Here is a 17,651-nt window from a genome sequence, read left to right as displayed (position 1 = left end):
CGATGACCCAGGCCCGCGCCATCGAGCAGACCCGCCATGCCGTCCGTCTCGCCACCCAGACGGACTTCGCCGAATGGCGCGACGCGGCCCGCCGTCTCGCGACCAACGTTGTCCCGCCCGCCGACATCGTCTGGAGCGCTGGCGAAACCGAGGATCTTTTTGCCGACGGCGCGCCGCTGCCTGACGTCGCGCCGAACGTCACGCTCAACGTGCCGCGCGAGTTCATCGACCGCGCCGAGGCCGTGATTTGCCATTCGGACCCCACCCGTTTCGCCCTGCTCTACCGGATCCTTTTCCGGCTGCGCATCGAACCGAACCTTCTCAAGATCGCATCCGATCCGGACGTGATGAAGCTCTACGAGATGGAAAAATCCGTCCGCCGCGACATTCACAAGATGCGCGCATTCGTGCGGTTCGTGGAAGTCGGCGAGGGGGAGAACAAGCGCTATGCCGCGTGGTTCGAGCCGGACCATTTCATCATCGAGCGCAATGCGCCCTTCTTCGTGCGCCGCTTCACCGGCATGGCCTGGACGATCCTGACGCCGAAAGGCACCGCCGAGTGGGACGGAGAAAATCTGATCGTCGGCCCGCCGGCGACAAAGGCCGATGCGCCGGCAGCGGACGCGACCGAGGACCTTTGGCGCACCTATTTCACCAACATCTTCAATCCCGCGCGGCTGAAGGTGAAGGCGATGCAGGCCGAGATGCCGAAGAAATACTGGAAGAACCTGCCCGAGGCGGCGCTGATCCCCGATCTGATCAAGGGCGCGGACAGGGCGGCCAGGGAGATGATCGAAAGGATGCCCACCATGCCGGCGCCGCATCACGCAAAGGTTCAGGAAAAATACTGGTCGGCGAATAAGACGCCTGCCGACGCCGATGCCCCCGCCGGCTCGCTGGACGAGGCGCGCAAACAGGCCGAGGGATGCCACCGCTGCCCACTGTGGCGCGACGCGACGCAAACCGTGTTCGGCGAAGGGCCGCAGGACGCACGGATCGTCTTCGTCGGAGAGCAGCCGGGCGATCAGGAGGACATTGCCGGCAAACCCTTCGTCGGACCTGCCGGAAAGGTTTTCGACGGCGTTCTGGACGAGGCCGGCGTCGACCGGCGTATCACCTACGTGACCAATGCGGTGAAGCACTTCAAGTTCGAGCCGCGCGGCAAGCGACGCATCCATTCCAAGCCCAATGCCGGCGAGGTGCAGGCCTGCCGCTGGTGGGTGGAACAGGAACTCGGCTTCATCAAGCCGGACCTCGCCGTCGCGCTCGGCGCGACCGCCGCGCAGTCGCTGCTCGACAAGGCCATCCCGGTGACGAAGATGCGCGGCGAGGTCTTGACGCGCGAGGACGGCCTGCGCGTCTTCATCACCATCCACCCGTCCTTCATCCTGCGCATCCGCGAGCGGGCGGATGCCGAGGCGGAACGCGCGCGGTTCGTGGCGGACATGGTGGCCGTCAAGAAGATGATGGCCGCTTAGCGCTGGAGAACGAGCACCGCGCGCAGGTCGTTGACATTCGTCCCGGTTGGGCCGGGCACGAACAAATCCCCAAGCGCATCGAACGCCGCCCACGCATCGTGCCGCGCAAGCAGCGCGCGTGGGTCCTGCCCCAGCGCACGCAGGCGCGTCGCGGTCGTGCCGTCGGCGAACGCGCCGGCATTGTCTTCGGAACCGTCGATCCCGTCCGTATCGGCGGCGAATGCGTGGATGCCGGGCAGGCCCTCGATGGCGAGTGCGAGCGACAGGAGGAATTCCGTGTTGCGTCCGCCCCGGCCGCCTTTTTCCCGCACCGTCACCGTCGTCTCGCCGCCGGAAAGCAGAAGGACAGGCTTGGCGAACGGCCGGTCGCGCAGTGCGATTTCGCGGCCGATCGCAGCGTGGACCTTGCCCACCTCGCGCGCCTCGCCCTCGACCGCGTCGGAGAGGATGACGGCTTCAATGCCATGTCGCTCGGCTTCGGCGGCGGCCGCTTCGAGCGAAAGCCCCGCCGATGCGATGACCCGGACTTCATTGCCCGCAAAGCGCGCATCGTCCGGCATCGGCGCTTCAGCGGCGGCTGACCGGATATGCGCCATCACGGCCTCCGGCAATGCCAGCCGATAGGTCTCGATGACCGAGAACGCGTCAGCGCGCGCTGCACTGTCCGGCACCGTCGGTCCCGAGGCGACATGGGCGGGATTGTCGCCGGGAATATCGGAGACGATCAGCGAGACGACCCGCGCGGGATAGGCAGCCGCTGCCAGCCGCCCGCCCTTGATGCCAGACACGTGCTTGCGCACCATGTTCATGGCCGAGATCGGCGCACCGGAGGCAAGCAGTGCCTCGTTGACCGCGATCTCGTCGGCGAGCGACAAGCCCGCTGGCGGCGCGGGCAAAAGCGCCGATCCCCCGCCGGAAATCAGCGCGATGACGAGGTCGTCCGCGGTGAGGCCGGCGACGGCGGCGAGCAGCCGCCGCCCGGCCTCCAGCCCCGCTTCGTCGGGAACGGGATGGGCGGCCTCGATGATCTCGATGCGCTCGCAGTCGCAGCCATAGCCGTAGCGCGTGACGACGATGCCTTCGAGCGGCCCGTCCCAGGCACGCTCCAGCGCCCGCGCCATCTGCGCCGAGCCCTTGCCCGCACCGATGACGAGCGTGCGGCCCTTCGGCCTTGGCGGAAGGTGGTCGCGGATGGTGCGTTCGGGATCGGCTGCAGTGACGGCGGCGGTGAAGATGGAGGTGAAGAGTGTATGCGGGTCGGTCATGGCGGGCACTTTTGCCCGCCGCGCCCTAGCTGGCAAGGTCGCTCTTCGCTGGCCTTCCGGAGACGTAGACTTCACGCACCGTTCGGTCGTCGCCCATGGTCTGCATCAGGAACAGTTCTTCGGCCAGCGTTTCGATCCGCCCCATGCGCAGCCGCATAGCCGGAGTTGCATTCGCATCGAGCACGACAAGGTCGGCATCCGTGCCGACATCGAGCGTGCCGATCCTGTCTTCCAGCGACAGCGCCTTCGCATTGCCGAGCGTGATCTGCCAGAAGGAGGCGAGCGGGTTCAGCTTTTCGCCGTTGAGCGCGATGATCTTGTAGCCCTCGTCCATCGTACGCAGCATCGAATAATTGGTGCCGCCGCCGACGTCCGTTGCCGTTGAAATGCGCAGCGGCTTGGCGCGCTTGCGATAGCGTTGGTAGTCGAAAAGGCCCGAGCCGAGAAAGAGGTTCGAGGTCGGGCAGAAGACGGCGATCGAGCCGGCATCCGACAACGCATCCGCCTCGCGTTCCGACAAATGGATCGAATGGCCGAACAGCGTCCTGGGCCCTGCGAGCCCGTAATGCTCGTAGATCTCCGTATAGTCTTTCGACCAGGGATAGAGTTCCTGGGTAAACGCAATCTCGGCGTGGTTTTCCGAAAGATGCGTCTGGATGTGGAGGCCGGGATGCTCGTTGGCGAGCGCGCTGGCCATCTCCATCTGCTCGGGCGACGAGGTGATCGCAAAGCGCGGCGTGATCGCATAATGGCCGCGCGCGCGGCCGTGCCAGCGCGCGATCAGGTCCTTCGTGTCGTCATAGGAGGATTGCGGCGTGTCGGTCAGTGCGTCCGGCGCGTTGCGATCCATCATCACCTTGCCGCCGACCACCAGCATGTCGCGGCTTTCCGCCTCGGCGAAGAAGGCGTCCGCGCTTTCCTTGTGCACAGAGCAATAGGCAACGACGGACGTCGTGCCCTGCCGGATCAGTTCGTCGAGAAAAAGCCGCGCGATGCGCCGTCCGTGCTGAAGGTCGGCGAAGCGCGTCTCTTCCGGAAAGGTGTATTTGTTCAGCCATTCCAGCAGTTCGGTGCCGTAGCTCGCGATCACCTGCATCTGCGGGAAATGCGCATGCGTGTCGATGAAGCCCGGCAAGATGAGATGGGGACGATGATCGACGACCGGCACATCCCGGCCCGCTTCGCGCGATACCAGATGGAAATCGCCCATCGCCGCGATCTTACCGTTGCGGATCAAAAGTCCGCCGTCTTCCTCGTAGCGATAGGAGGCGCGATCCTCGATGCTTTCAGGCTCGGTGAGGAAGGACAGCAAACGGCCGCGCAGGAGAAGCGTCGCCATCACCGCCCCTCGAACCAGGCGACCAGCAGCCGGCGCTCGTCGTTGGTCATGCCCGAAACATTGCCGGGCGGCATGGCGTGGCTGCGTCCGGCCTGAAGATAGATTTCGCGCGCGTGCTCGGCGATCTGCGCCTCGTCGTCGAGCAGCACGCCCTTGGGCGCGAAATGGATGCCTTCCCAGCCGGGCGTCGCGGCATGACACATGGCGCAGCGGCCCATTACCGTATCGCGCACGGCGGAAAAATGCGCGGACGCCATCAGCGTCTCGGCACGGGCCGACACGCGCGGCTCACCGGTCAGCGCCGCCGGCACCGTGGACAGCCACATGATGACGATGAAGAGAACGGTCGCCGCGCCCCATGTCCAGTGCGGCTTGCCCTTCCCGGCATGCATCGAGTTGAAATAGTGCCGGATCAAAACGCCGATAATGAAGATGAGGGAGGCGATCACCCAGTTGAATTCCGTGGCATAGGCCAGCGGATAGTGGTTCGACAGCATCAGGAAGATGACGGGCAGCGTCAGGTAGTTGTTGTGCGTCGAGCGCTGCTTGGCGATCTTGCCGTATTTTGGATCGGGCGCGCGCCCGGCCTTCAAATCCGCGACCACGATCTTCTGGTTCGGGATGATGATCAGGAAGACGTTGGCCGACATGATGGTCGCGGTGAACGCGCCCAGATGCAGGAAGGCGGCGCGGCCGGTGAAGAGCTGCGTGTAGCCCCAGGCCATCGCGACCAGCACGCCGTAGAGGATCAGCATCAGCGCCGTGTCGTTATTGCCGAGCGGCGACTTGCAAAGCTGATCGTAGATCAGCCAGCCAATGCCAAGCGAGGCGACCGAGATACCGATCGCGACGGGGGCCGAGACGTCAAGGACGTTGCGGTCGATCAGAAAAAGGTCTGCGCCGGCATAGTAGACGATGGCGAGCAGAAAGAAGCCGGAAAGCCAGGTCGCGTAGCTCTCCCATTTGAACCAGATCAGGTGCTCCGGCATGTTCGGCGGCGCGACCATGTATTTCTGGATGTGGTAGAAACCGCCGCCATGGACCTGCCACTCCTCGCCATTGACGCCGGCCGGCAACTGGCCGTGACGGCGCAGGCCAAGGTCGAGCGCGATGAAATAGAAGGACGAGCCGATCCATGCGATCGCCGTGATGACATGCAGCCAGCGCGCGGCAAAGCTCAACCAGTCCCAGAAGATCGCAAAATCGTACACGTCTGACCCCTCGGCAAATCCAAGCCTCGGACTTTACGCGTGACGGTTCAATGCGAAAGAGGGAAGCGACGCGATGACTTTCAAAAAAAAATCGAAAATGCTAGGTCGCGGGGGCTTGGGAGCGGCTGATGGCTTATCTGGACAATATCGCGGTCTTCGTGCGCGTGGTGGAACTCGGCAATCTGTCGGCTGCCGGGCGCGACATGCGCATTTCGCCGGCCGTCGCCTCCAACCGCATTAAGGAACTGGAAAAGCACCTCGGCGTTCGGCTTTTCAACCGCACAACGCGGCAACTGATGCCGACCGAGCACGGACGCATCTTCTATGACGGCGCCAAGAAAGTGCTCGACGCGGTGACGGATGCGGAAGCCGCTGTGACGTCGCTTTCCGGCCAGCCGCGCGGCACGATCCGCGTCACCGCGCCGCTTGGGCTCGGTCGTCGCCTGATCGCGTCGGGCATCCCCGATTTCCACGACCGCTATCCCGATATCGAGGTGCGGCTGCGCCTGTCGGACCACAATGTCGACATGATGAAGGAAGGCATCGACGTTGCCTTCCGGCTCGGACAACTGGAAGATTCGAGCCTGCGAATGCGCGGCGTCATGGACTGCGAGCGCGTCCTGGTCGCCGCGCCGCAATATCTCGAGGCGCGCGGCGAGCCGCAAACGCCGCGAGACCTGATCGACCAGCGCCACGACTGCCTGCTCCTGCGCTTTCCTGGGGCGCGCGAATTTTTCTGGCCGCTGCAGACGGCGGAGGGCTTGCAGAAATTCGAGGTACGCGGCCCGTTCGATTCCGATGATGGCGACGTGCTGACGAGCTGGGCGCTGTCGGGCCGCGGCATCGTCATGAAGCCCCGCTTCGAGATCGAGCCCTTCATTCGGGACTGGCGGCTGAAGGTGATCCTGCCCGACACGCCGCCGACGCCGGTTCAGCTTGCGGCGGTCTATCCGCACCGCAAGTTTCAGGACCCGAAGGTGCGGCTTTTGCTCGATTTCATGGCAGAACGCTGCCAGCGCCTGATCCGGGACATCATGAAGCCGCGCTGAACAGATGCGCAGCGATCTCCGCCGTCGCCATGGCCGCGATGACGGCCGGTCGTTTGTCCTTCACAGTCGAGCCGCCGATCGGGCAGATGAGGCGGGCAAGATCGGCTTCCGTCCCGCCGGCCTCCTTCAGGTACCAGCTCTTGAATGTCGCGCGCTTGGTCTTCGAGCCGATCATGCCGACATAGGCGGCGTCCTTGCGCTTCAGCGCTTCGGCGACGATCAGGAAATCAAGCGCGTGGTCATGCGTGAGCACGACGAAGGCAGAGCCCTCGGGCGCATCACGCACGCTTTCCTCGGGGACGGGCGAGAGGCGTGTGACAACGCCGTCCGGCACGCCGTCGAGCGCATCTGCGCGTGTTTCGACGATGGTGACCTGCACCGGCGCCAGTGCCAGCGCTGCCGCCAGCGCGTGACCGACATGCCCACCGCCGAAGAGGAGGACATGCGGATAGGTCGATTCTTCCGTCTCGATCCGGTGCGGAATGGCGGCACGCAGTTCGTCGCCGACGAGTGCAATGTCGATCCCGGTTCGCCCGCCGCAGCACTGGCCGATCTCGGGACCCAATGGGACGTCCAGAACGTCGGTAGACGGGCTTTTGCCCGCGATCATCTCACGGGCCCGGTCGACCGCCATGAATTCGAGCTGGCCGCCGCCGATCGTGCCGAAGATGGCGCTTGGCGAAACGAGCATCCACGCACCGACATCGCGTGGCGTGGAGCCGACTGCGGATCGCACCTCGACGATCGCGACCTGCGGGTGGGCGGCGAGAAATGCGTTGATGTCGCGGCTTGTCATGCCCGACCCTACCGCGCCGCCTTCACCCGTTCCACCGCCATCAGCACGCGCTCGGGCGTCGCCGGCGCGTCGAGCGCAGGAAACACCTTGTGTCCGCCGACGCTTGCCACCGCATCCGAGAGCGCATGGAACACCGACATCGCCAGCATGAAAGGCGGCTCGCCGACGGCCTTGGAGCGATGGACGGTCGGCTCGTTCGCTTCGGGCCAATCGGCCAGCGTCACGTTGAAGATCTTCGGCCGATCCGAGGCGAGCGGGATCTTGTAGGTCGACGGCGCATGGGTGCGCAGCCGCCCCTTGTCGTCCCATACGAGTTCTTCCGTCGTCAGCCAGCCCATGCCCTGCACGAAGCCGCCCTCGATCTGGCCGAGATCGATGATCCGGTTCAGGGAGCGACCCGTCTCGTGCAGGATGTCGGTGCGCTCGACGACATATTCGCCCGTGAGCGTGTCGATCGACACTTCCGAACACGACGCGCCGTAGGCGAAGTAGTAGAACGGACGCCCCTCGCCCTTGTCGCGGTCCCAGTGGATCTTCGGCGTCTTGTAGAAGCCGGCTGCCGAGAGCTGGATGCGCGCCATATAGGCCTGCTTGACGAGGTCGGCGAACGGGATTTCCTGGTTGCCTATCCGCACCCGGTTGGGCAGGAAGACGATCTGGTCCTTAGGCAACCCATACTTGTCGGAGGCAAAGTCGCACAGCCGATCCTTGATCTGGCGCGCGGCGTCTTGCGCTGCCATGCCGTTGAGGTCTGTTCCCGACGAAGCCGCCGTCGCCGACGTGTTCGGCACCTTGCCCGTCGTCGTGGCGGTGATCTTCACGTTCGCGATGTCAATCTGGAACTCTTCGGCAACCACCTGTGCGACCTTGACGTAGAGCCCCTGCCCCATCTCCGTGCCGCCATGGTTCAGATGAACCGAGCCGTCGGTATAGACATGGACCAGCGCGCCGGCCTGGTTGAAATGCGTGGCGGTGAAGGAGATGCCGAACTTGACCGGCGTCAGCGCGAGACCGCGCTTGACGATGCGGCTTTTCGCATTGAAGGCGGCGATCTCCTCGCGCCGGCGCTGATAATCGCAGGAGGCTTCCAGGTCGGCGACGATACGGTGGACGATGTTGTCCTCGACGCTCTGGTGATAGGGCGTCACGTTCCGGTCAGCGGTGCCGTAGAAGTTCGCCTTGCGCACCTCCAGCGGGTCCTTGGCCAACGCGAACGCGATCTCGTCGATGACGCGCTCCGCGCCCATCATGCCCTGCGGCCCGCCGAAGCCGCGAAACGCGGTGTTCGACACGGTGTTGGTATAAAGCGGCGCCGATTGCGCATGCACCGCCGGATAAAAATAGGCGTTGTCGCAGTGAAAGAGCGCGCGGTCGGTGACGGGTCCGGAAAGGTCCGACGAGAAGCCGCAGCGCGCGGCGTAAGTGTAGTCCACGCCGCGGATCTTGCCGTCCTCGTCGAAGCCGATTTCATAGTCGATCAGGAAATCATGCCGCTTGCCCGTGGCGATCATGTCGTCGTCGCGGTCGGGCCGGATCTTCACAGGGCGCTTCAGCTTCTTCGCCGCGATGGCGGCGATGGCGGCGAACTGGTTGGACTGCGTCTCCTTGCCGCCGAACCCGCCGCCCATGCGCCGCACCTCGACCGTGACGGCGTGGGACGCGACGCCGAGCGCGTGGGCGACCATGTGCTGGACTTCGCTGGGATGCTGCGTCGAGGAATGGAGCGTGACGTCGTCGTCCTCGCCGGGAATGGCGAGCGCGATGTGGCCTTCGAGGTAGAAATGGTCCTGCCCGCCGACACGCATCTGGCCCTTGATCCGGCGCGGCGCGGACGCGATTGCCTTGGCCGCGTCGCCGCGCTTCAGCGTCAGCGGCGGGGCGACCATCTTGCCAGATGTTGCGTCGAGTTCGCCGATATCCGTGACGAAGGGCAGCGCATCGTATTCGATCTTCGCCAGCTTGCAGGCGCGGCGCGCGGCCTCGCGCGTCTCGGCGATGACGGCGAAGAGCGGCTGACCGAAAAACTCGACCTTTTCGGTCGCCAGCACCGGCTCGTCATGCCTGCCGGTCGGCGAAATGTCGTTGACGCCCGGCACGTCATGGCCGGTCAGCACCGCAACGACGCCCGGCGCCCCGCGCACGGCGTCGAGGTCGATGGATGTGACCGCGCCATGCGCGATGGTCGACAGGCCAAGGCAGCCATGCAGCGTGCCGGCCGGCTCGGCAATGTCGTCGATATAGACCGCGGTGCCGGTGACGTGCTTGGCGGCGGAATCGTGCCGCTGGTCGGTCGCGACCCCGCCCTTGATGGCGGCTGCGGTCAGGTCTGGCTGGGCGTGCTTGTTCATCACGCTGCCTCATGGCGCGAAACGGTAGCCGTCTCGCCGCTGCTTTCGAGAAACACCCGCATCAACAGATTTTTCGCTGTCATCATCCGATAGTCAGCCGAAGCACGCATGTCGGAGATCGGCTGGAAATCCTGGGCATAGGTGGCCATCGCAGCCTCGATCGTCTCCATCGTCCACGGCTTGCCAGCCAGAGCCGCTTCGACCGACTTCGCCCGTTTCGGCGTCGCCGCCATTCCACCATAGGCGATGCGGACCGATGACACCGTGCCATCCGTGATCGTCAGGTGAAACGCGCCGAGCACGGCGGTGATGTCCTCGTCGCGGCGCTTGGTGATCTTGTGGACCGCGAACAGTGTCCCGGCATCGGGCACCGGTACATGGATCGCCTCGACGAATTCGCCCGGCGCGCGGTCCTGCTTGCCGTAGTCGATGAAGAAGTCCTCCAGCGCGATTGTTCGCCGCGTCGCGCCCCTTCGCAGCGTGACCGACGCGCCCAGCGCGATCAGCGGCGGCGGGGTGTCACCGATCGGCGAGCCGTTGGCGACATTGCCGCCGATCGTGCCCATGTTGCGCACCTGGTCGCCGCCAATCCGGTCGAGCAGCGGGCGCAGCGCCGGAATGCGTGTCGCGAGCGCCGCATAGGCGTCCGTATAGCTGACGCCGGCGCCGATGGTGATCGCACCATCGGCTTCCGAAACCTGCCGCAATTCGCCGAGCCCGCCGATGAAGACGACGGGCGAGATGTCGCGAAAATGCTTGGTGACCCAAAGGCCGACATCGGTCGAACCGGCAACGATGCGCGCGTTCGGCTCGGCTTCGAGCACCGCCGCAAGATCGTCGAGCGACGATGGCACGACGAGCCGGCTATTGGCCGCGCATATCTCGACGCGCGCGCCGTCATGCATGGCCTTCAGCCTCTCGATCACCACAGCGCGCTCGGCGACGAGCGGGTCACGCTTGGCCTCGCCATAGGACGAGATCGCGCGCGCCGCGCGCAAGATCGCCTCGTAGCCGGTGCAGCGGCACAGATTGCCTTGCAGCGCCTTTTCGATGGTGGCGTCGGACGGGTTCGGTTCGCGCATCCACAGCGCATAGAGCGACATGACGAAGCCGGGCGTGCAAAACCCGCATTGCGAGCCGTGGAAATCCACCATCGCCTGCTGGACGGGGTGAAGTCCGCCATCCGAACCACGCAAATGCTCGATGGTGACAACGTGGCAGCCGTCGAGCGAGCCTGTGAACCGGATGCAGGCATTGACGCCTTCATAGACGAGCCGGTCGCCGGCAAGCCGCCCGACGAGCACAGTGCACGCTCCGCAATCGCCTTCTGCGCAGCCTTCCTTGGTGCCTTTCAGCGCCCGGTCGAGGCGCAGGAAGTCGAGCAGCGTCGCGTCGGGACGGACGTCGGAGAGGGTGACTTCCTCACTGTTGAGCAGGAAGCGGAGGTGAGAGCGGCTGGTCATCTCAACTTCCCCGATACGTCGAATAGCCATAAGGCGAGATCAAAAGCGGCACGTGGTAGTGCGCGGCGTCCGCCATGCCGAATCGGATCGGAACTTCGTCGAGGAAGGCGGGATCGGGCAGGTCGGCTCCGGATGCGCGCAGATAGTCGCCGGCCGCGAACACCAGTTCGTACTGCCCCGGCGCGAAATCGGCGCCTTCGAGCAGCGGCGCGTCGCATCGGCCGTCAGCATTGGTGGTGACGGACTTGACGTGCGCGCGGTCGTCGCCGTCGAGCCTGTAGAGCGCGATCTTCAGCCCTGCCGCCGGCCGGCCCGAGGCCGTATCGAGCACATGCGTCGTCAGACGTCCTCCGCCACTGGCCATTTGCGAGCACCTCATTGTTGTTATGGAGCCATTGTCGGTGATCCTAAGGCAAGTCATAAGCCCTCTGGAGACGAGCGGCCACAAAAAGACTTTCAAATTTTTCGCCGGGAATGGGCGCGTCGTTCCGCGCTTATTCTGCGAATGTCAGGGGAGACGTCGATGACCGAGCCGAAGCGATATGTCCGCAACATGCGCGGCTATGGCGCCAACCCGCCGAAAGCGGACTGGCCGGGCGGCGCGCATGTGGCCGTATCCTTCGTCGTCAACTACGAGGAAGGCGGCGAGAACTGCGTCCTGCACGGCGACGCCGCATCGGAAGCGTTCCTGTCGGAAATCGTCGGTGCGGCTCCTTGGCCGGCCAAGCGCCACTGGAACATGGAATCGATTTACGAATACGGCGCGCGCGGCGGTTTCTGGAGGCTTCATCGCCTCTTCACGGAGGCCGGTCTGCCGGTCACCGTCTACGGCGTCGCCGACGCGCTCGCCCGCTCCCCGGACCAGGTGGCGGCGATGAAGGACGCCGGCTGGGAGATCGCCTCGCACGGCTTGAAATGGATCGACTATCGCGACCACGAGGAAGAGGCCGAGCGTGCCGATCTCACTGAAGCGGTCCGGCTCCATACAGAAGTCGTCGGCGAACGCCCGAAGGGGCTTTATGTCGGACGCACCTCCGTCAACACCGTGAAGCTCGCCGCCGAAGAGGGCGGGTTCACGTGGATTTCCGACACCTATGACGACGACCTGCCCTACTGGCTCGACCATGACGGGCAAGGCCGCGAGATCGATCCGCAACTTGTCATACCCTACACGCTCGACGCCAACGACATGCGCTTCGCGACGCCCCAGGGCTTCAATTCGGGCGACCAGTTCTTCGCCTATTTGAAGGACGCCTTCGACACGTATTGTGCGGAGGGGCAGGCAGGCAGGCCGTCGATGATGAGCATCGGGCTGCACTGCCGGCTCGTCGGACGGCCGGGGCGCGTGGCGGCGCTGAAGCGCTTCGTCGACTACGTGAAGCGCCACGACAAAGCGTGGATCGCGCGCCGCATCGACATCGCAGAGCACTGGGTCGCGAACCATCCCTACCAGCCGCATGCGCTGCGCCCGAGCCGCATGGCGCGCGAGGAGTTCGTCGCGCGTTTCGGTTCGATCTTCGAGCATTCGCCCTGGATCGCCGAGCGCGCCTTCAATCTCGAGCTGGGCCCGGCGCATGACAGCGCGGGCGGCTTGCACAACGCACTGGCGCGCATGTTCCGCTCGGCGAGCGAGGCGGAACGGCTGGGCGTCCTGCAGGCGCACCCGGACCTTGCCGGCAAGCTGGCGCAGGCAAAGCGGCTCACCGAAGAATCGACGAAGGAACAGGCCTCCGCCGGGCTCGACGCCCTGACCGACGCCGAGCGCGCCGCTTTCACCGAACTGAACGACGCCTATGTCGCGAAATTCGGCTTCCCCTTCATCATCGCCGTCAAGGACAATACCAAGGCGTCGATCCTCGACGCCTTCAAACGCCGCATCGCCAATGACCGCGACACCGAATTCGCCGCCGCCTGCAAGCAGGTCGAGCGCATCGCCTATCTGCGGCTGAAGGACATCCTGCCCCAATGACCGACCGAACCTACTACGCACCCACCGGCGGCCTGCCGCCGCAGACGCAGCTGCACACCGGCCGCGCCGTCTTCACCGATGCCTATGCGGTCATCCCCAAGGGCGTCATGAGCGACATCGTGACGAGCTATCTGCCGTTCTGGGAAAAGACGCGGCTCTGGGTCCTCTCGCGCCCGCTCTCCGGCTTCGCCGAAACGTTCTCGCAATACATCATGGAAGTGCAGCCGGGCGGCGGCTCGGGCCAGCCAGAACCGGAAGCGGACGCCGAGGGCGTGTTCTTCGTCGTCGAGGGCGAGATAACCGTGACGCTCGACGACGAGCGACACGTCCTGACGCCCGGCGGCTACGCCTATCTGCCGCCCGCAAGCGGCTGGACCGTCAAGAATGACGGCAAGGACGTCGCGCGCTTTCACTGGGTCCGCAAGGCCTACGAATTCGTCGAAGGGCTCGACGTGCCAGACCCGCTCTTCCTCAACGAGAAGGACATTGCGCCCGCAGTGATGCCCGATACCGGCGGCGCATGGGCGACGACGCGCTTCGTCGATCCGGCTGATCTGCGCCACGACCTGGCAGTGACGGTCGTCACCTTCGAGCCAGGCGGCGTGATCCCGTTCGAGGAGACGCATGTCATGGAGCACGGCCTTTACGTGCTCGAGGGCAAGGCGGTCTACAAGCTCAACAAGGACTGGGTAGAAGTCGAGGCTGGCGACTATATGTGGCTGCGCGCCTTTTGCCCACAAGCCTGCTATGCAGGCGGGCCGGGCCGGTTCCGGTATCTGCTCTACAAGGACGTGAACCGCCACGCCAAGCTCGGTATCGGCCGATGACCCGCACCAGCACCGCCGTCCCGCTCACCCGCGAAGCCTTCGCGCCTTTCGGCGACGTCCTCGACACGGCAGGCGCAAACCACTTCCCGATCAACAACGGCAAGTGCGAGCGCTATCACGACCTCGCCAACGTTGAGGCCACGGGCCCGAACGCGCGCGTGCTCGTTTCCATCGCCAAAGGCACCCCATACGAAATGCCGCTGGCGCTCACGATGGTCGAGCGCCATCCCTTTGGCAGCCAGATCTTCATGCCGCTCGACCAGCGCCCGTTCCTCGTCGTCGTCTGCCCCGACACGAATGACGGCCCCGGCGAACCGCACGCCTTCGTCACCGCGCCCGGCCAGGGCATCAATTATCGCCGCAACACTTGGCACGCCGTCCTGACGCCGATCGGGAGCAACCAGGATTTCATCGTCGTCGACCGCGGCGGCGATGGCAGCAATCTGGAGGAGTTCTTCTTCGAAGAGCCGTGGGAAATCCGGCTGCCGGAGGGCTTTGCGCCATGAGCGCGGCGTTGATCCATCGCCTGTTCGACGTGATCGAAGAAGACATCGTGCCGAAGACGGAAGCAGGCGTTGCCGCCGGCAACAAGATTTTCGGCGCGGCGATCTTGCTGAAGTCGGACCTGTCGGTCGTGATCGCCGAAACCAACAACGAGATGGAGAATCCGCTCTGGCATGGCGAGATGCACGCCATGAAGCGCTTTTACGAATTGCCGAAGGCGGACCGGCCCGACGCGAAGGACTGCGTCTTCCTGTCGACGCACGAGCCCTGTTCGCTTTGCCTGTCGGCGATCACATGGGCGGGATTCGACAATTTCCACTATTTCTTCAGCCACGAGGACTCGCGCGACAGCTTCGCGATTCCGCACGACCTGAAGATTTTGAAAGAGGTCTTCGGGCTGGAACCTGGGGGGTACAGGGCCGAAAACGCCTATTGGAAGAGCCATTCCATCCGGCGCGAGATCGCCGTGACGGACGCGGCCGAACGGTCCGCCCTGACCGGTCGCGCGGCCCGCATCGCCGGCCGCTATGACGCGCTTTCGAAAGTCTATCAGGCGTCGAAGGAAGCCAACGACATCCCGCTCAACTGACAGATCGGTGATCGTCTCGCGCGACCAACTATCGGCAAATCCTCACGAATTTTCCTTCCACTGTTGATCCCACGCCGTGGGTGGCTATAGTTCGACCCATCTCAGGCGGAACCAATTACGCCATCCAATGTCGCAAACGGCCATGTGAAATGTCGCATGATGCCGTCAATATCCTTACCCAACGAGACCCGCAAACGGGTCCGCTCAATGGGTTCGGATCACACGATCGAATGAGGAACAGGCAATGTCGAAGGAACTTGAATTTTTGAGCCGCTATGTCGCGAGCGGCAAGCTGAACCGTCGCGATTTTCTCGGCCGCGCGGCCGCCCTCGGCGTCACCTCGACATTCGCCAACTCGCTGCTGATCGGCGCGGCGCGCGCCCAGGGACCGCAGAAGGGTGGCGATCTGCGCATGGGCCTGCAGGGCGGCGAATCCACCAACAGCCTCGACCCGGCTCAATGGCTGACGCAGGTGCCGCAGAATTTCGGCTCGACCTGGGGTGAGCTTCTCGTCCTCCAGTCGCCGAGGGACGGCACGCCGCAGCCGGTGCTCGCCGAATCCTGGGAGGCCTCGGACGACGCGGCGGAATGGCGCTTCAAGATCCGCAAGGGTGTCACCTTCCACAATGGCAAGGAAATGACGCCTGAGGATGTCGCCCAGACGATCCGCCGCCACTCGGACGAATCCACGGAATCGGCCGCGCTGGGGGTCCTGCGCGACATCGAGGACATCTCGATCGACGGCGACAACGTCGTCTTCAAGCTTACCTCCGGCAATGCCGACCTGCCGCTTCTCCTCACCGACTACCATCTCGTGATCCAGCCCAATGGCGGCTATGACGACCCGCTCGCCGGCATCGGCACCGGGCCTTACAAGGTCGAGGTGAACGAGCCGGGCATCCGTCACGTCTCGACCAAATATGACGGCTACTGGAACGACGATGTCGGTCACGTCGCCTCGGTCGAGATCGTCGTCATGAACGATGCAACGGCGCGCACCTCCGCGCTGCAGTCGGGCCAGGTCCATATCATCAACCGCGTTGAGCCGCGCACCGTCGCCCTTCTGGCCCGCATGCCGGGCGTGCATATCGAAAGCGTGCCCTCCAAGGGCCACTACGTTTTCATCATGCACTGCAACACCGCGCCGTTCGACAACCACGACCTGCGCATGGCCTTGAAGCTCGCCATCGACCGCGAGCAGATGGTCGAGCAGATTCTTGCCGGTCACGCCTCGGTGGGCAACGATTTCCCGATCTCGCCCTCCTACGCGCTTTACCCCGAAGGCATCGAGCAGCGCGTCTACGATCCCGAGCAAGCCGCGTTCCACTACAAGAAGTCGGGCCATTCGGGCCCCGTCCTGCTGCGCACCTCGGAAGTCGCCTTCCCAGGCGCCGTCGACGCTGCCCAGCTCTACCAGCAGCAGGCGCAGGCCGCCGGCATTCAGATCGACGTCCAGCGCGAGCCGGGCGACGGCTACTGGACGGAAGTCTGGAACGCGCAGCCCTTCTGTGCCTCCTACTGGGGCGGCCGCCCGACGCAGGATTCCATGTACTCGACCGCCTACATCACCGGCGCCGACTGGAACGACACCCGCTTCTTCGACGAGGGTTTCGACACGCTCATCCGCACCGCACGCGCGGAGCTCGACGACACCAAACGCGCCGAGATGTATCGCGAGGCCGCGACCAAGGTGCGCGACGATGGCGGCCTGATCCTGCCGATGTTCAACGACTTCCTCGACGCACGCCGCGAGGAGGTCAAGGGCTGGGTGCAGGACCCCAATCACGAGACGTCCAATCTGAGGGCGGCGACCCGCGTCTGGCTCGATCAAGCCTGATCGGGGCGGGCACGTGGGGGCACACCCGGTACTGACACTCATCGCCCAGCGCATTGCGCTGGGCTTCCTTCTCCTTCTTGCTGTCTCGGTGCTGATCTTCCTGGGCACCGAGATTCTGCCGGGCGACGTCGCCCAGTCGATCCTCGGCCAGGCGGCGACACCGCAGGCGCTGGAAAATCTGCGCCGCGAACTCGGGCTCAACGACCCGGCCTACATCCGCTATTTCCGCTGGCTCGGCGGCGTCCTGACGGGCGACCTCGGCACGGCTCTTTCCAACCGCATGGACATCGCCACGTCGATCTGGCCCCGGTTGAAGAACACGCTCTTCCTCGCTTTCTGGGCTGCCGTCGTCTCGGTCCCGCTGGCTATCCTGCTCGGCCTCATCGCCGTGCGGTATCGCAACGGCTTCGTCGACAAGACGATTTCCGGCCTTGCCCTCTCGGCAACCTCGCTGCCCGAATTCTTCATCGGCTACGTGCTGATGTACGTCTTCGCCGTGCGCCTCGGCTGGTTCCCGAGCGTGTCGACCGTCTACGACACCATGTCCTTCACGGATCGGATGCGCGCGATCGCTTTGCCGGCGACCGCGCTGACGCTCGTCGTCCTGGCGCACATGATGCGCATGACGCGCGCGGCGATCCTCAACGTCATGCAGTCAGCCTATATCGAGACCGCCGAATTGAAGGGTCTGTCGCTTTTCGAGATCATCCGCAAGCACGCCTTCCCGAACGCCGTCGCACCGATCGTAAACGTCGTGATGCTCAACCTCGCCTTCCTTATCGTCGGCGTCGTCGTGATCGAGGTCATCTTCGTCTATCCGGGGATGGGGCAATATCTCGTCGACCACGTCTCCAAGCGCGACGTGCCGGTCGTGCAGGCGGTCGGGCTGATCTTCGCCGCCGTCTATATCGGCCTTAATCTCATCGCGGACATCGTGGCGATCCTCGCCAATCCGCGCCTCAGGCACCGGAGGTGA

General features: G+C 64.6%; 15 protein-coding genes. 8 read left to right on the top strand and 7 right to left on the bottom strand.

Annotation, left to right across the window (positions count from 1 at the left end):
- Window positions 1–2 precede the first annotated feature (2 nt).
- On the top strand, window positions 3–1,478 hold the full coding sequence (locus tag GTK01_RS05380; RefSeq protein ID WP_252924840.1) for a UdgX family uracil-DNA binding protein: 1,476 nt from the start codon (window positions 3–5) through the stop codon (window positions 1,476–1,478).
- On the opposite strand, the gene GTK01_RS05375 is transcribed toward GTK01_RS05380, so the two are convergent.
- From GTK01_RS05375 to GTK01_RS05365, 3 genes are read right to left on the bottom strand one after another with little or no spacing between them, the layout of a single operon-like run.
- Window positions 1,475–2,743, bottom strand: coding sequence for a glycerate kinase (locus GTK01_RS05375; RefSeq protein ID WP_252924839.1), 1,269 nt, complete (start codon window positions 2,741–2,743; stop codon window positions 1,475–1,477). The genes GTK01_RS05380 and GTK01_RS05375 overlap by 4 nt on opposite strands.
- A 25-nt stretch (window positions 2,744–2,768) precedes the next feature.
- Window positions 2,769–4,082: a guanine deaminase gene (gene guaD, locus GTK01_RS05370; RefSeq protein WP_252924838.1), complete on the bottom strand. Its 1,314-nt coding sequence runs from the start codon at window positions 4,080–4,082 to the stop codon at window positions 2,769–2,771.
- Window positions 4,082–5,293: a urate hydroxylase PuuD gene (locus tag GTK01_RS05365; RefSeq protein WP_252924837.1), complete on the bottom strand. Its 1,212-nt coding sequence runs from the start codon at window positions 5,291–5,293 to the stop codon at window positions 4,082–4,084. Before GTK01_RS05365 ends, guaD begins: the two co-directional genes overlap by 1 nt.
- 128 nt (window positions 5,294–5,421) lie before the next feature.
- Between GTK01_RS05365 and GTK01_RS05360 the strand changes: the two genes are divergently transcribed.
- Window positions 5,422–6,342, top strand: coding sequence for a LysR family transcriptional regulator (locus tag GTK01_RS05360; RefSeq protein WP_252924836.1), 921 nt, complete (start codon window positions 5,422–5,424; stop codon window positions 6,340–6,342).
- Here GTK01_RS05360 and xdhC read toward each other — a convergent pair.
- From xdhC to uraH, 4 genes are read right to left on the bottom strand one after another with little or no spacing between them, the layout of a single operon-like run.
- A complete protein-coding gene (gene xdhC, locus GTK01_RS05355; protein ID WP_252924835.1) occupies window positions 6,326–7,138 on the bottom strand; it encodes a xanthine dehydrogenase accessory protein XdhC in 813 nt (270 codons plus the stop codon). The two genes, GTK01_RS05360 and xdhC, sit on opposite strands and share 17 nt — an antisense overlap.
- 8 nt (window positions 7,139–7,146) lie before the next feature.
- Window positions 7,147–9,486, bottom strand: coding sequence for a xanthine dehydrogenase molybdopterin binding subunit (gene xdhB / locus GTK01_RS05350; RefSeq protein WP_252924834.1), 2,340 nt, complete (start codon window positions 9,484–9,486; stop codon window positions 7,147–7,149).
- A complete protein-coding gene (gene xdhA, locus GTK01_RS05345) occupies window positions 9,486–10,949 on the bottom strand; it encodes a xanthine dehydrogenase small subunit (RefSeq protein ID WP_252924833.1) in 1,464 nt (487 codons plus the stop codon). The genes xdhB and xdhA overlap by 1 nt, the downstream gene beginning before the upstream one ends.
- A gap of 1 nt (window position 10,950) precedes the next feature.
- A complete protein-coding gene (uraH, locus tag GTK01_RS05340) occupies window positions 10,951–11,313 on the bottom strand; it encodes a hydroxyisourate hydrolase (RefSeq protein ID WP_252924832.1) in 363 nt (120 codons plus the stop codon).
- Between the two features lie 159 nt (window positions 11,314–11,472).
- Between uraH and puuE the strand changes: the two genes are divergently transcribed.
- The 6 genes from puuE (at window position 11,473) to GTK01_RS05310 (ending at window position 17,651) form a co-directional block, all read left to right on the top strand.
- Window positions 11,473–12,918, top strand: a complete 1,446-nt coding sequence (gene puuE, locus GTK01_RS05335) for an allantoinase PuuE (RefSeq protein ID WP_252924831.1) — start codon at window positions 11,473–11,475, stop codon at window positions 12,916–12,918.
- Window positions 12,915–13,745, top strand: a complete 831-nt coding sequence (locus GTK01_RS05330; RefSeq protein WP_252924830.1) for a bifunctional allantoicase/(S)-ureidoglycine aminohydrolase — start codon at window positions 12,915–12,917, stop codon at window positions 13,743–13,745. The genes puuE and GTK01_RS05330 overlap by 4 nt, the downstream gene beginning before the upstream one ends.
- On the top strand, window positions 13,742–14,251 hold the full coding sequence (locus tag GTK01_RS05325; protein ID WP_252924829.1) for an ureidoglycolate lyase: 510 nt from the start codon (window positions 13,742–13,744) through the stop codon (window positions 14,249–14,251). Before GTK01_RS05330 ends, GTK01_RS05325 begins: the two co-directional genes overlap by 4 nt.
- Window positions 14,248–14,838, top strand: coding sequence for a deaminase (locus GTK01_RS05320; protein ID WP_252924828.1), 591 nt, complete (start codon window positions 14,248–14,250; stop codon window positions 14,836–14,838). Before GTK01_RS05325 ends, GTK01_RS05320 begins: the two co-directional genes overlap by 4 nt.
- Window positions 14,839–15,082: 244 nt before the next feature.
- Complete coding sequence (locus tag GTK01_RS05315; RefSeq protein WP_252924827.1) at window positions 15,083–16,675, top strand: ABC transporter substrate-binding protein; 1,593 nt, start codon at window positions 15,083–15,085, stop codon at window positions 16,673–16,675.
- 13 nt (window positions 16,676–16,688) lie between these two features.
- Window positions 16,689–17,651, top strand: coding sequence for an ABC transporter permease subunit (locus GTK01_RS05310; protein ID WP_252924826.1), 963 nt, complete (start codon window positions 16,689–16,691; stop codon window positions 17,649–17,651).

Source organism: Aliihoeflea sp. 40Bstr573 (genome assembly GCF_024105655.1).
Taxonomy (GTDB): Bacteria; Pseudomonadota; Alphaproteobacteria; order Rhizobiales; family Rhizobiaceae; genus Aliihoeflea.
Note: the sequence above shows the minus strand (reverse complement) of the source record. Positions and strands in the feature narration are given on the sequence as shown.

Coding starts and splice junctions, on each gene's coding strand:
- puuE (WP_252924831.1), top strand. CDS start 11,473: ATGACCGAGCCGAAGCGATATGTCCGCAACATGCGCGGCTATGGCGCC.
- GTK01_RS05380 (WP_252924840.1), top strand. CDS start 3: ATGACCCAGGCCCGCGCCATCGAGCAGACCCGCCATGCCGTCCGTCTC.
- guaD (WP_252924838.1), bottom strand. CDS start 4,082: ATGGCGACGCTTCTCCTGCGCGGCCGTTTGCTGTCCTTCCTCACCGAG.
- GTK01_RS05375 (WP_252924839.1), bottom strand. CDS start 2,743: ATGACCGACCCGCATACACTCTTCACCTCCATCTTCACCGCCGCCGTC.
- GTK01_RS05315 (WP_252924827.1), top strand. CDS start 15,083: ATGTCGAAGGAACTTGAATTTTTGAGCCGCTATGTCGCGAGCGGCAAG.
- GTK01_RS05360 (WP_252924836.1), top strand. CDS start 5,422: ATGGCTTATCTGGACAATATCGCGGTCTTCGTGCGCGTGGTGGAACTC.
- xdhC (WP_252924835.1), bottom strand. CDS start 7,138: ATGACAAGCCGCGACATCAACGCATTTCTCGCCGCCCACCCGCAGGTC.
- xdhB (WP_252924834.1), bottom strand. CDS start 9,486: ATGAACAAGCACGCCCAGCCAGACCTGACCGCAGCCGCCATCAAGGGC.
- uraH (WP_252924832.1), bottom strand. CDS start 11,313: ATGGCCAGTGGCGGAGGACGTCTGACGACGCATGTGCTCGATACGGCC.
- GTK01_RS05320 (WP_252924828.1), top strand. CDS start 14,248: ATGAGCGCGGCGTTGATCCATCGCCTGTTCGACGTGATCGAAGAAGAC.
- xdhA (WP_252924833.1), bottom strand. CDS start 10,949: ATGACCAGCCGCTCTCACCTCCGCTTCCTGCTCAACAGTGAGGAAGTC.
- GTK01_RS05330 (WP_252924830.1), top strand. CDS start 12,915: ATGACCGACCGAACCTACTACGCACCCACCGGCGGCCTGCCGCCGCAG.
- GTK01_RS05325 (WP_252924829.1), top strand. CDS start 13,742: ATGACCCGCACCAGCACCGCCGTCCCGCTCACCCGCGAAGCCTTCGCG.